Raw genomic sequence first — 13,249 nt, forward strand, 5'->3', positions numbered from 1 at the left:
CGTGCCCACATCGCGCCACGACGGTCACGGGCACGGCCACTCCCACGGCTCGTCCGGCCTGCCGGACGTCCCGGTCGGCCCTCGCGCCCGTGCCGTGGTCTACGGCTCGCTGCTGGTCGCCCTGGTGGTCACCGTGATCGGCCTGATCGTGCTGTGGCCGCGCGGCGAACTGCCGGTGCTGCAGACCGCCCCCGACGGCGCGAGCTACCAGCGGATGACGGTCACCGCCGTCGACCCGGACTCCGCGGACGCCACGATCAGCGCCGAGGACGGTGCGGGGACGACCGTCACCGTCCAACTCGGCGCCGAGTACCTGGACGTGCTGCACCCCGGCGACGCGATCCGGGTGCTGGTGCTCGACCCCACGCTGACCGGCGGCACCCCGACCGCGATCTTCGTCGACCTCGTGCGCGGACCGCCGATGCTGCTGATGGCCCTGGTGCTGGGCGTGCTGGTGCTGGTGGTGGCCCGGCTGCGCGGCCTCGGGGCATTGCTCGGCCTGGCCGTGTCGGTGGTCGGCGTGCTCTGGTTCACCGTCCCGGCGCTGGCCGAGGGGCGCCCGGCGCTCGCGGTCGCCCTGGTCACCTCGGCCGCGCTGATGTTCGTACTGCTGTACCTGGCGCACGGGGTCTCCCTGCGCACCTCGACCGCGCTGCTCGGCACCCTGGGCGGGCTGCTCGCCACCGGCCTGCTCGCCGCCTGGGCCACCGGTGCCACCCATCTGACCGGGCTGAGCGGGGAGAACGCCCTGGATCTGCGCCAGCTCGCCCCGGAGGCGAATCTGCGCGGCATCCTGCTGTGCGGCATCGTGCTCGCCGGGCTGGGGGTGCTCAACGACGTCACGATTACCCAGGCAGCCGCGGTCTGGGAGATGCGCGCCCTGTCACCGGCCGCCGCACGGTGGGACCTGTTCCGCGGCGGGATGCGGGTCGGGCGGGACCACATCGCCTCCACCGTCTACACCGTGGCCTTCGCCTACCTCGGCGCCGCCCTGCCGCTGGTGATGCTGGTCGCGATGTCCGACCGGACCCTGCTGGACACCCTGACCAGCGGCGAGATCGCCGAGGAGATCGTGCGCACCCTGGTCGGGTCGATCGGCCTGGTGTTGGCGATCCCGCTCACCACGGCGGTCGCGGCGGTGCTCGTGCCAGGTCCTCAGCGTGCCGAGGTCCCCGCCGTCGGGTGAGGGTGTGCGTGTCCGGCCGGATCCCGATGCCGTCCGGTCGCGGCCCCCGGCACCCCGGCCACCACGGCGGCCACGGCGGTGGTCAGTGGCACCGCGAGCACCAGGCCGATGGACGACACGCAGGTCCGCACGATCTCCTCGGCGAACTCCCCACCGGTGAGGGTGCTCCACAGCGGCATGCCGTACAGCTGCAACAACATCAGGATCGGCAGCGCCGCCCCCGAGTAGGCGAACGCGATGGTGTACACCGTGGACGCGATGTGGTCCCGGCCGATCCGCATCCCGCCGCGGAACAGCTCTCGCCGGGTCGCCGTGGGGGAGGCGGTCCGCAGCTCCCACACCGCCGACGCCTGGGAGATCGTCACGTCGTTGAGCACCCCGAGCCCGGCCAGCACCAGCCCGCACAGGAAGATGCCGCGCAGCGAGGTGGCACCGGAGTCGCCGAGCAGCTGCGCCAGCCGGTAGCTCTCCTCCGAGTTGACGGTGCTCAGCCGCGCCCAGTGCACCGCCAGCACACCCAGGCCCGCGGTCAGCCCGAGCCCGGCCAGCGTGCCGAGCAGCGCCGTTGAGGTGCGCAGGGACACCCCGTGCGCCAGGTACAGCACCGCGGTCATGATCACGGTGGCGGCGCACAGGGCCACCAGCAGCGCCGGTCGGTCGGCGAGCAGGGCCGGCAGCACGTAGCCGCCGATCGTGACGAACGCCAGCACCAGGCCGACCAGCGCCCGTGCGCCCCGAGCCCCGGCCACGAGTACCACGGCCAGCGCGAAGGCCAAGGCGATCGCGACCAGTGGCAGGGTGCGTTGGTAGTCGTGCCAGGCCCACACCTCCGCGTCACCGTCGGTGCCGGGGTAGTGCTCCACCACGATCCGGGTCCCCGGCGTGAGCTCGCCGTCGGTCGCCGCGTTCGGCGCCCACAGCTGGATGGTCCGACCGGCCTCCGGTCCGCTGGTCACCTCGGCGGTCAGCCGCAGGCACTGCACCGACTCGGGAATGGTGCCGTCGGCCAACCGGTCCTCGGGCAGTCCCTGGCACTGCTGCTGCTCGGCGGCGGTGACCGTGGCCGAGGGGTAGTCGACGTCGACGTCGCTGAGCACCCGTCCGCCGCTCGGCGTGCTGCCGTCCGGCCAGGTGAGGGCGATGCCCAGTCCAGCGGCGAGCACCAGCGGGATCAGGATGGCGGCGACGATCAGGCTGGCACGGGTGGCACTACGGGCACTACGAGCACTACGAGCACTGCGGGCACTACGGGCACTGCGGGCACTACGGGCACTGCGAGCCGAGTTCACCCGGGCGATTGTGCCGTTTCGCCTCACCGAAGAATCGGTGGACGCGCCGAGTGGACCGGCGAGGGACAATGGGTCGGTGACCGCCCCGACCGCGACCCCCGTGCTGCCCCCGCTCCGGATCGGCAACCTGACCATCGACACCCCGGTGGAGCTGGCCCCGATGGCGGGCGTGACGAACGCCGCCTTCCGCCGACTGTGCCGCGAGGCGGGGTCCGGGCTGTACGTCGCGGAGATGGTCACCAGCCGAGCCCTGGTCGAACGGACGCCGGAGTCGATGCGGATCATCGAGCACGACCCCACCGAGACCCCGCGCTCGGTGCAGGTGTACGGCGTCGACCCCGCGACGGTCGGTGCCGCCGTGCACCTGATCGCCTCGGAGGACCGTGCCGATCACATCGACCTGAACTTCGGCTGCCCGGCCCCCAAGGTGACCCGGCGCGGCGGTGGTGCGGTGCTGCCGTGGAAGAACGAGCTGTTCCGCGCGATCCTGACCGCCGCGGTCTCGGCCGCCGCGCCCTACGGCGTGCCGGTCACGATGAAGATGCGCAAGGGCATCGACGACGACCACCTGACCTACCTGGAGGCCGGTCTGGTCGCCCAGGAGCTCGGGATCGCCGCGGTGGCCCTGCACGGCCGGACCGCCGCCCAGCACTACTCCGGTCAGGCCGACTGGGAGGCGATCGCCCGGCTCAAGGAGACGGTCACCGACATCCCGGTGCTGGGCAACGGCGACATCTGGTCCGCCGAGGACGCCGTGGAGATGGTGCGCCAGACCGGGTGCGACGGGGTGGTCGTCGGTCGTGGCTGCCAGGGTCGGCCCTGGCTGTTCGCCGATCTGCAGGCGGCGTTCAACGGGTCGGACGTCCGGATCACCCCCGGGCTGCGCGAGGTGGCGGCGACCATCCGGCGGCACGCGGAGCTGATGATCGAGCACTTCGGCGAGGAGCTGAAGGCGATGCGCGAGCTGCGCAAGCACATGGCCTGGTACTTCAAGGGCTACCCGGTCGGCGGCGTGCAGCGGCAGGGGCTGGCGATGGTGTCCACCCTCGCCGAACTGGACGACAAGCTCGGCGCCCTGGACCTGGACCAGCCGTACCCGGGTGCCGCGGCGGAGGGCCAGCGCGGGCGCGCCGGGTCGCCCAAGCGCCCGATCCTGCCCGAGGGCTGGTTGGACTCCCGCGAGCTCTCCGACGACTTCCGCCGCCACCTGCACGAGGCCGAGCTGTCCATCTCCGGCGGCTGAACCGGCCGACTCCGCCGAGGCCCCGACCGTCTCAGGCCCGACCGACTCAGGCCCGACCGACTCAGACCCGACGGACTCAGGCCCGGCGGACCCGCACTCCGGCGGCGGCGAGTGTCTCGCGGGTCAGATCGGGCGCGCCCAGCTCGGGCGACGACACCGCGGCGGCCCCGGCAGCCGAGGCCCAGCCGAGTGCGCTCGGGGTGTCCCGGCCCGCGAGCAGTCCGGCGAGCAGACCCGCCAGGAACGCGTCCCCGGCACCGTTGCTGTCGACCGGAACGGCCGGTGCCGGATCCACCTGCCACAGTCCGTCGGCATCACAGGCCAGCGCCCCCTCCGCCCCGCGCGTGCACACCGCCAGCGCGCAGCCGCGCGCCACCCGGTCGCGCAGGTAGGCCACCGGGTCGGCGAGGCGGTCGGCGCTGACCAGCACCAGGTCGGCGGCGTCGGCCCAGGGGCGTTGGAACGCCGCCAGGCCGTCGTCGTCGTGCACATCGCAGATCACCGGAGTCCCGGCGGCACGGGCCATCGCGAGCACCGGCATCGTCCACTCGGCCAGGTCGACCACCACCGCGCCGGCCGCCGCGATCTGCTCGGCGGTCGGACCCGCACCCGGCGCGGCGGTGGGCAGCTCCAGGTACACCGACAGGCGACCGCCGTCGTCGGACATCAGATTCAGATGCTGCTCACTGCGCCCGGCCACGGCGGGCCAGGCGGTGACGTCGACCGGGGCCAGCGCGGCACGGATCCGTTCAGCCGCGGCGTCCATGCCCAGCACCGTGTGCAGCCGGGTCGGCACCCCCAGTGCTGTCAGGGTCACCGCCTTGCCGGCGGAGGTGCCGCCCAGCGCGGTGCGGTGCCCGGTGGCGAACACCGTCTGCGAGCCGCCGGTCGGCAGCGTCGGCACGCGCACCAGGGTGTTCCACGACGCGGGGCCGACGACGATCACGTCACCGGCCCCGCGTCCGTGGTCGAGCAGGGTCACCCGAGGCGCAGCCAGACCGTGGTGTCACCGGCCAGCTCGGCACCCGGGGCCGGGTCGCCCGGCAGGCCGGAGGCCAGCAGCACCTGCGCGCCGTCGGGCAGCGGCACCGGGGTCGACCCGAGGTTCGCCACCACCAGCACGTCGCCGTTGCGGAAGGCGATCACCTGGTCGGTGTCGGTGTACTTCTCGGCCCAGGTCATCCCGCCCAGTCCGAGGTTCAGGTCGCGGCGCAGACGGAGGGTGGCGCGGTACAGCTCCAGGGTGGAACCGTCCTGCCCGGTCTGGACGTCGGCGGCGTAGGCCTTCCACGACTCCGGCTGGGGCAGCCAGGTCGCACCGGTGGGGGAGTAGCCCATCGCCGGGGCGTCCGCCTCCCAGGGCAGCGGGACCCGGCAGCCGTCGCGGCCGCGCTCGGCGCCGTTCGTCCGGAAGAACGCCGGGTCCTCGCGCAGTTCGTCGTCCAGGGCGGTGTGCTCTGGCAGGCCGAGCTCCTCGCCCTGGTACAGGTAGGCCGAGCCGGGCAGGCCGAGCAGCAGCAGGGTGGCAGCCCGGCCGCGGCGCAGGCCCAACTCCTCGTCCGGCTGCGGGTCGCCGTGACCGATGCCGTTCGGCCGGTCGCCGGGGGTCGGCAGGCCGAGCCGCGACGGGTGCCGGACCACGTCGTGGTTGGACAGCACCCACGTGGTCGGGGCCCCCACCGAGTCGTTCACCCGGTAGGACGCGGTGATGATCTCGCGCAGCGCCGGGGCGTTCCAGCCGGTGGCCAGGAAGGCGAAGTTGAACGCCTGGTGCATCTCGTCCGGACGGACGTAGCGCGCCAACCGGGACAGCGGGTCCACCCAGGCCTCGGCGACCAGCATCCGGTCGCCGTCGTAGGCGTCGAGGATCTTCCGCCAGGAGCGGTAGATCTCGTGCACGCCGTCCTGGTCGAACATCGGCCCTTGGTTGCCGCCGCCGCCGCTGGCGTCACCGTCGGTGCCCTCGATCATGGAGACGTGGCCGTCCCAGTCCGGCAGTCCCTCGGCCTTGACCATGCCGTGGGCCACGTCGATCCGGAAGCCGTCGACGCCCCGGTCCAGCCAGAACCGCAGCACCGACTCGAACTCGGCGCGCACCTCCGGGTTGGTCCAGTCCAGGTCGGGCTGCTTGGAGTCGAACAGGTGCAGGTACCACTGCCCGTCCGGCACCCGGGTCCAGGCCGGGCCGCCGAAGATCGACTGCCAGTTGTTCGGCGGCTCCTCGCCGTGCTCGCCCTTGCCCTCGCGGAACAGGTAGCGGGCGCGCTCCGGCGACCCCGGCTCGGACCGCAGCGCCTCCTGGAACCACACGTGCTCGTCCGAGCTGTGGTTCGGCACCATGTCCACGACGACCTTCAGACCCAGCTCGTGCGCCCGGTGCAGCAGCGCGTCGAAGTCGGCCAGGGTGCCGAACAGCGGGTCGACATCCCGGTAGTCCGACACGTCGTACCCGGCGTCGGCCTGCGGGGAGCGGTAGAACGGCGACAGCCAGACCGCGTCGATGCCGAGGGCCGCCAGGTGGTCCAGGCGCGCGGTGATACCGGGCAGGTCGCCGATGCCGTCGCCGTTCGCGTCGGCGAAGGAGCGCGGGTACACCTGGTAGATCACCGCGTCACGCCACCACTCGCCGTGGTCGGGTCCGGGTGCGTGCACGGCGAGCGTGCGGGAGTCGAGCGTGGTCACAGGGGGAGTGCCTTCCGGGTCTTCGTGACTATGGAGCGGAGCTGGTCGACCCACGGACGATCAGCTCGGGGTGGAACAACAGTTCGTTGCGGGAGGTCGGGGTGCCGGACATCTCGCTCATCAGGGCGGCGACGGCCGCGCGGCCCATCGCCTGCACCGGCTGTCGCACGGTGGTCAGCGGGGGGTCGGTGAAACCGATCAGCACCGAGTCGTCGAAGCCGACCACCGACAGGTCCTCCGGCACCCGCAGCCCGCGCTGCCGGGCGGTGCGGATCACGCCGAGCGCCATCAGGTCGGAGCCGCAGATGATCGCAGTGTGCCCGCTGTCCAGCAGCTCGTGTGCGGCGGTGGCACCGCCCTCGACGGTGAACAGGGTCGACACCACGTGCTCGGCGTCGTCGGCCACGTCCAGCCGCTCACGCAGTGCCTCGGCGAAGGCGCGCCGCTTGCGCTGGGCCGGGACGAACCGCTCCGGACCGATCGCCAGACCGATCCGGCGGTGCCCGAGGGACAGCAGGTGCCGCATCGCCTGGTCGATCGCCACCGTGTCGTCGGCGGCCACGGTGGGTGCGTCGATGCCGGGGGCGGAACCGTTCACCAGCACGATCGGCAGCCCGCGGCCGCGCAGCGCCTGATAGCGGTCGACTGGCTGCTGGGTGTCGGCGTGCAGGCCGGACAGGAAGATGATCCCGGCCACGTCGTGGTCGAGCAGGATCTCCACGTACTGGTCCTCGGTGGTGCCGCCCGGCTGCTGGGCGCACAGCAACGGCGTGAAACCGCGCTGGGTCAGCACCGACTCGATCACCTGCGCGAAGGCGGGGAACACCGGGTTGGACAGTTCGGGCACCACGAGTCCGACCAGGCCGGTGGAGCGGGGCCGCAGCTTGTCGGGTCGCTCGTAGCCGAGCAGGTCCATCGCGGTGATCACCGCCTGCCGGGCCTGCGAGGAGACTCCCGGCTTGCCGTTGAGCACCCGGGAGACGGTGGCGGTGGACACCCCGGCTTGGTCGGCGAGGTCGGTCAGGCGAGTACGCACGCCTGGCAGCGTAGAAGCCACCGGACCTCCTCGTCATCGTTGTCGATCGGTCGGTTTCCGCGCCGCCCTTGCAAGGCCTTGCAACCGATGCCTGAAAGTTACCGTAACGGCTTGCAACGGCTGTGGCAACGACGTTACGGTCCGGTACACCGAGCCAGCGCGGGTGGGATTCCAGCGCTGGACCCCCTCAACATTCGGGAGACTCACGATGCGACGGAGCATCTCCGCCGTGGCCGTCATGGCCGGCCTGGCGCTCACCCTCACTGCGTGCTCCTCCGGCGACGACACGTCGTCGGACGACTCCTCGACCGCCGCCGCGGGCGACGGCTCCAGCCTCACCATCTGGGTCGACGAGACCCGGCAGGACGCGGTCGAGGCCGCCGCAGCCGACTTCACCGCCGAGACCGGCACCAAGGTCGAGACGGTGCTGAAGAACTACGACGACATCCGCACCGACTTCATCGCCCAGGTGCCGACCGGCAAGGGCCCGGACATCACCGTCGGCGCCCACGACTGGCTCGGTGAGCTGACCAAGAACGGCGTCGTCGCCCCGATCGAGCTCGGCGACCTGGCCGACCAGTTCGAGCCGGTGTCGGTGGAGGCCTTCACCCAGGACGGTCAGGTCTACGGCCTGCCCTACGCGGTGGAGAACATCGGCCTGATCCGCAACACCGCCCTGGCCGCCGACGCGCCGACCACCTGGGACGACATGATCGCCGCCGGTCAGGCAGCGGGCACCCAGTACCCGGTGCTGATCCAGACCAGCGAGGACGGCGACCCGTACACCTACTACCCGCTGCAGACCTCCTTCGGCGCCCCGGTGTTCGAGCAGAACGAGGACGGCTCGTACAACTCCACCCTGGCGATGGGTGGCGCGAACGGTGAGGCCTTCGCCGGCTGGCTGGCCCAGCAGGGTGCCGCCGGCACGCTGGACACCGCGATCACCTACGACATCGCGCTCGAGGCGTTCAAGAACGGCCAGTCGCCGTTCATCGTCGGTGGCCCGTGGATGCTGGACTCCTTCGAGGGCATGGACCTCGCTGTCTCCGCGATCCCGTCCGCCGGTGGCCAGGAGGCGCAGCCCTTCGCCGGTGTGCAGGGCTTCTACGTCTCCGCGCAGAGCGAGAACGCGCTGCTCGCCAACGACTTCCTGCTGAACTACATGTCGACCGAGGACGCGCAGCTCGCGCTGTACGAGGCCGGCCACCGCGTCCCGGCGCTGACCGCCGCGGCCGACACCGCCTCCGAGGACCCGGTCACCGCCGGCTTCCGTGAGGTCGGGGCCACCGCCGTGCCGATGCCCTCCATCCCGGAGATGGCGTCCGTGTGGACCTACTGGGGCGTGACCGAGGCCGCGGCGATCAGCGGGTCGCAGGACCCGACCGCCGTCTGGCAGAAGATGATCTCGGACATCCAGGGCGCCATCGGCGGCTGACCTGCCTGACACGTGACCGGTGCGGGGGCGACCCCGCACCGGTCGCGCACGCTCCCCCTGCTCGTGAACCGCCCCGGAGGCACCGATGCCCACCCCTGAGTCCACCGCGGTCGCGCCCCAGCGCCGCGGCCGCGATCTCTCCCACGCCCGCGACTTCCGCCCCGGCTTCATCGTGAAGCTCGTGCTGGTCGCCCTGATCGACGCCTTCGGGGTGTACGGCATCCTGGCCGCCTGGAACCAGGAGGCGTGGGGCATCCTCACCTCGATGGTGATCCTGCTGGCGATCACCAACTGGGTGTACTTCGCCAAGAAGACCCTGCCGCTGAAGTACGTCCTGCCCGGCCTGGTGTTCCTGCTGGTCTACCAGGTGTACGTGATGGCCTACACCGGCTACGTCGCGTTCACCAACTACGGTGACGGCCACAACTCCACCAAGTCGCAGGCCGTCGAGGCGCTGCTGGTGCAGAACGAGCGCCGGGTGGAGGGCACCGAGACCTACCAGCTCACCGTGGTCGGCGACGGCGACGCCCTGGGCTTCGCGGTGCAGGACGGCGACGGCGATGTCCGGGTGGGCACCGCCGACGACCCGCTGCACGAGGTCGACGCGACCGTCGATTCCGGTCAGATCACCGCGGTGCCCGGCTACGACGTGCTGGACCGGACCACGGTCCTGGAGCGCCAGGACGAGGTGACCAGCCTGCGGGTGCCGGTCTCCGACGACCCGAACGACGGCTCGATCCGCACCCAGGACGCCCGCACCGGTTACGTCGCCGAGTCGACGCTGGTCTACGACGCCGACGCGGACACCATGACCGACACCACCACGGGCACCGTCTACACCCCGAACGACCGCGGTCAGTTCGAGGCGCAGGACGGCAGCACGCTGGCGGTCGGTTGGCGGGTGTTCGTCGGCGCGGAGAACTTCACCACCGCCTTCACCGACAGCCGGTACGCGGCGCCGTTCTGGAAGATCCTGGTCTGGACCTTCGCCTTCGCGTTCGGGTCGGTGGCGACCACCTTCCTGCTCGGCCTGTTCCTGGCCGTGGTGTTCAACGACGTGCGCCTGCGCGGCCGGAAGATCTACCGCACGCTGCTGATCCTCCCGTACGCCATCCCGGGCTTCCTCGGCGCGCTGCTGTGGGCCGGCCTGCTGAACCGCAAGTTCGGCTTCATCAACGAGGTGATCCTCGGCGGCGCGAACATCGGCTGGCTGACCGACCCGGTGCTGGCGAAACTCGCGGTGCTGGGCGTGAACCTCTGGCTCGGCTTCCCGTACATGTTCCTGATCTGCACCGGTGCGTTGCAGTCGCTGCCGGGCGACGTGATGGAAGCGGCCAAGATCGACGGCGCCAGCCCGTGGCGGGCCTTCCGCTCGGTGACCATGCCGCTGCTGCTGGTCTCCACCACCCCGCTGCTGATCAGCAGCTTCGCGTTCAACTTCAACAACTTCACGTTGATCTACATGCTGACCGGCGGTGGGCCACGGTTCTCCGACGCCTCGGTGCCGCTGGGCCACACCGACATCCTGATCTCGATGGTCTACAACATCGCCGGGGTGGACGGGAACGCGTCCAAGAACTACGGCCTGGCCAGCGCGCTGTCGATCATGATCTTCGTGATCGTCGGCGGGATCTCGGCCCTGGCCTTCCGCAAGACCCGTCAGCTGGAGGAGATCAACTGATGTCCGCGACGACTCCCGAGCACCCCAAGCTGTCATTCGGTCGCTGGACCCGGGAACTGGGCTGGCGGCACCTGATCGGCGTGATCTTCGTGGTCTACGCCGCGTTCCCGCTGGTCTACCTGGTGTCGGCGGCGCTGTCCTCCGGCGGCACGCTCACCGGCTCCAACAGCCTGTTCAGCGACGTCACCGGCTCGAACTTCAGCACCCTGTTCGACAGCACCAAGTTCTGGACCTGGCTGGGCAACTCGCTGGTCATCTCGGTGACCAGCTCGGTCGGCGCGATGCTGCTCGGCGCGGCCGCCGCCTATGCGTTCAGCCGGTTCCGGTTCCGCGGTCGTCGGTCGGGGCTGACCGGGCTGCTGATCGTGCAGATGTTCCCCCAGATGCTGGCCTTCGTGGCGATCTTCCTGCTGCTGCTCGGCCTGGGAGACGTCTTCCCGGCGCTGGGGCTGAACGGCAAGCTCGGCCTGATCGCCGTCTACCTCGGTGGCGCGCTGGGCTCGAACACCTTCCTGATGTACGGCTTCTTCAACACCATCCCGCGTGAGCTGGACGAGGCGGCCAAGATCGACGGCGCCACCCACGCGCAGATCTACTGGACGATCATCCTGCGGCTGGTCGCGCCGATCCTCGCCGTGGTCACGCTGCTGGCCTTCATCAGCACCTTCGGCGAGTTCATCGTCGCCCGGATCGTGCTGCCGGCCGAGTCGTCCTGGACGGTGGCCGTGGGGCTGTACTCGTTGGTCTCCGACCAGCTGGCCGCCAACTGGGGGGTGTTCGCCGCCGGTGCGGTGATCGCCGCGTTCCCGGTGCTCGCCCTGTTCCTGTTCCTGCAGAAGTACATCGTCGGTGGCCTGACCGCCGGCTCCGTGAAGGGCTGACCCGCCGTGCACCTGTTCCTCCCGCCGCACCACGACGGGTCGGCGCTCTACGTCCCGACCCGGACCCCGCGGCTGGGGGAGCAGGTGCCGGTGCGGCTGCGGGTCCCCGGCCCGGCACCCGAGGCGGTCTGGCTCCGGGTGGTCGAGGACGGTGAGCCCCGGGTCTACCCGGCCACGCTCACCGACACCATCGACGACGAGCACTGGTTCACCGCCCACGTCCCGATGACCAACCCGGTGACCAGCTACCGGTTCCTCCTGGTCGGCGAGCAGTACGACGGCGGGCAGGCATGGCTGAACGGCGAGGGACTGATCGCCCGGGACGTGCCCGACGCCAGCGACTTCCGGCTCACCACCACGGAGCCGGGCCCCGCCTGGGCGCGCGACGCGGTGGTCTACCAGGTGTTCCCCGACCGCTTCGCCCGCTCCGCCGCCGCCGACCAGCGCGCGACGCCGGACTGGGCGCTGCCCGCGCAGTGGGGCGACGAGCCGATCGGCGGCGGGCCGGGCACCGGCACCCAGTTCTACGGCGGCGACCTGACCGGCATCGAGGAACACCTCGACCACCTGGAACGCCTCGGCGTCACCACGCTCTACCTCACGCCGTCGTTCCCGGGCCGGTCCAACCACCGCTACGACGCCGCCACCTTCGACGCGATCGACCCGCTGCTCGGCGGGGACGACGCGCTCGCCTCGCTGGCGGACGCCGTGCACCGACGCGGGCTGCGGATCGTCGGTGACCTGACCACCAACCACACCGGCGACGCGCACGACTGGTTCACCCGCGCGCAGGACCCCGCGTCCGTCGAACGCTCCTTCTACTACTGGACCGACACCGCACCGGGCTACGTCGGCTGGCTGGGTCACGCCTCCCTGCCCAAGCTCAACCACAACGACCCGGCACTGCAGGACCGGATGGCCCGAGTCGTCACCCGCTACCTGGACGCCCCCTTCCACCTGGACGGCTGGCGGATCGACGTCGCGAACATGACCGGTCGCCAGGGCGCCGACGACCTCACCCACGAGGTCTCCCGCCGGGTGCGGTCCACGATCGAGTCGGTGCGCCCGGACGGGGTGCTGATCGCCGAGCACTTCCACGACGCCGGGGTCGACCTGACCGCCGGTGGCTGGCACGGCACCATGAACTACTCGGCCTTCACCCGACCGGTGTGGAGCTGGCTCGCCGCCGACTCCGACCTGCGCTACGTGGAGATGCCCAGCCCGATCCCGCACCGTCGCGGCCCGGCGGTGGTCGCCGCGATGCGTGACTTCGGTGCCGCCGTCCCGTGGTCGGTCACCACCCGGCAGTGGAACCTGCTCGGCTCGCACGACACCCCGCGGATCCGCACCGTGCTCGGCAGCCGGGACCGGGTCGAGGTCGCCGCCGGACTGCTGTTCACCTACCCCGGCACGCCGGTGCTGTTCGCCGGGGACGAGGGCGGCGCCGTCGGCACCAACGGCGAGCACGCCCGGGTCACCATGCCCTGGTCGCAGATCGAGGCCGGCGGCGGTCCCGACTGGGACGCCGAGACCTTCGAGGTGTACCGCTCGCTGATCGCCCTGCGCGCCGCCCACCCCGCGCTGCGGGAGGGCGGGCTGCGCTGGGTCGTGATCGAGGACGACGCGATCGGGTATCTCCGGGAGACCGCCGACGAGCGGCTGTTGGTCCTGGCGACCCGTGCGCCCTGGGCGGGGGCCGAGCTCCCCGCGTCGCTCGGCACCGCGCTGAACGTCTACGGCGGAGCCGAGCTCGGCTCCGCCCGCGCCCTGCCCACCCACGGGCCGACGTTCCAGGTGTGGACGCTGGGCTGAGCGC

General features: G+C 71.6%; 10 protein-coding genes. 6 read left to right on the forward strand and 4 right to left on the reverse strand.

All coding sequences use genetic code 11. The annotated features are described in order from the left end of the window. Position 1: 1 nt before the first annotated feature. Positions 2 to 1,186 carry a YibE/F family protein gene (locus HGK68_RS05265; protein WP_246260604.1) on the forward strand — a complete coding sequence of 395 codons (1,185 nt, stop codon included), beginning with the start codon at positions 2 to 4 and terminating at the stop codon, positions 1,184 to 1,186. On the opposite strand, the gene HGK68_RS05270 is transcribed toward HGK68_RS05265, so the two are convergent. After that, positions 1,156 to 2,349 carry a YibE/F family protein gene (locus tag HGK68_RS05270; protein WP_246260606.1) on the reverse strand — a complete coding sequence of 398 codons (1,194 nt, stop codon included), beginning with the start codon at positions 2,347 to 2,349 and terminating at the stop codon, positions 1,156 to 1,158. The two genes, HGK68_RS05265 and HGK68_RS05270, sit on opposite strands and share 31 nt — an antisense overlap. A 202-nt stretch (positions 2,350 to 2,551) precedes the next feature. Between HGK68_RS05270 and dusB the strand changes: the two genes are divergently transcribed. Continuing rightward, positions 2,552 to 3,718 (forward strand): tRNA dihydrouridine synthase DusB, encoded by a 1,167-nt coding sequence (gene dusB / locus HGK68_RS05275; protein ID WP_246260608.1) that lies wholly within the window; start codon positions 2,552 to 2,554, stop codon positions 3,716 to 3,718. A 76-nt stretch (positions 3,719 to 3,794) separates the two neighbouring features. Here dusB and HGK68_RS05280 read toward each other — a convergent pair whose 3' ends face one another. Genes HGK68_RS05280 through HGK68_RS05290 form a run of 3 tightly spaced genes read right to left on the reverse strand, consistent with a single transcriptional unit; the run spans position 3,795 to position 7,436 of the window. Next, positions 3,795 to 4,700, reverse strand: a complete 906-nt coding sequence (locus HGK68_RS05280; RefSeq protein WP_246260610.1) for a carbohydrate kinase family protein — start codon at positions 4,698 to 4,700, stop codon at positions 3,795 to 3,797. Next, the gene (locus HGK68_RS05285) at positions 4,697 to 6,400 is read right to left on the reverse strand and encodes a glycoside hydrolase family 13 protein (protein ID WP_169165011.1); all 1,704 of its coding nucleotides are present in this window, start codon (positions 6,398 to 6,400) and stop codon (positions 4,697 to 4,699) included. Before HGK68_RS05285 ends, HGK68_RS05280 begins: the two co-directional genes overlap by 4 nt. Before the next feature lie 28 nt (positions 6,401 to 6,428). After that, positions 6,429 to 7,436, reverse strand: coding sequence for a LacI family DNA-binding transcriptional regulator (locus HGK68_RS05290; RefSeq protein WP_246260612.1), 1,008 nt, complete (start codon positions 7,434 to 7,436; stop codon positions 6,429 to 6,431). A gap of 208 nt (positions 7,437 to 7,644) precedes the next feature. Here HGK68_RS05290 and HGK68_RS05295 point away from each other — a divergent pair, with 208 nt between their 5' ends. The 4 genes from HGK68_RS05295 (at position 7,645) to HGK68_RS05310 (ending at position 13,245) form a co-directional block, all read left to right on the forward strand. Continuing rightward, positions 7,645 to 8,871, forward strand: coding sequence for a sugar ABC transporter substrate-binding protein (locus HGK68_RS05295; RefSeq protein WP_169165013.1), 1,227 nt, complete (start codon positions 7,645 to 7,647; stop codon positions 8,869 to 8,871). 85 nt (positions 8,872 to 8,956) lie between these two features. Next, entirely contained in the window at positions 8,957 to 10,552 is a 1,596-nt protein-coding gene (locus HGK68_RS05300) for an ABC transporter permease subunit (RefSeq protein WP_169165014.1), read from the forward strand. Continuing rightward, positions 10,552 to 11,433 carry a sugar ABC transporter permease gene (locus HGK68_RS05305; RefSeq protein ID WP_169165015.1) on the forward strand — a complete coding sequence of 294 codons (882 nt, stop codon included), beginning with the start codon at positions 10,552 to 10,554 and terminating at the stop codon, positions 11,431 to 11,433. Before HGK68_RS05300 ends, HGK68_RS05305 begins: the two co-directional genes overlap by 1 nt. A gap of 6 nt (positions 11,434 to 11,439) precedes the next feature. Then, positions 11,440 to 13,245 carry a glycoside hydrolase family 13 protein gene (locus HGK68_RS05310; RefSeq protein WP_169165016.1) on the forward strand — a complete coding sequence of 602 codons (1,806 nt, stop codon included), beginning with the start codon at positions 11,440 to 11,442 and terminating at the stop codon, positions 13,243 to 13,245. Positions 13,246 to 13,249 lie beyond the last annotated feature (4 nt).

The sequence above is a fragment of the Cellulomonas taurus genome, from assembly GCF_012931845.1.
Lineage (GTDB): Bacteria > Actinomycetota > Actinomycetes > Actinomycetales > Cellulomonadaceae > Cellulomonas > Cellulomonas taurus.

What these genes read in the sequence shown, in the direction of transcription:
- HGK68_RS05295 (WP_169165013.1), top strand. Translation starts at nt 7,645, where the DNA reads ATGCGACGGAGCATCTCCGCCGTGGCCGTCATGGCCGGCCTGGCGCTC.
- HGK68_RS05300 (WP_169165014.1), top strand. Translation starts at nt 8,957, where the DNA reads ATGCCCACCCCTGAGTCCACCGCGGTCGCGCCCCAGCGCCGCGGCCGC.
- HGK68_RS05305 (WP_169165015.1), top strand. Translation starts at nt 10,552, where the DNA reads ATGTCCGCGACGACTCCCGAGCACCCCAAGCTGTCATTCGGTCGCTGG.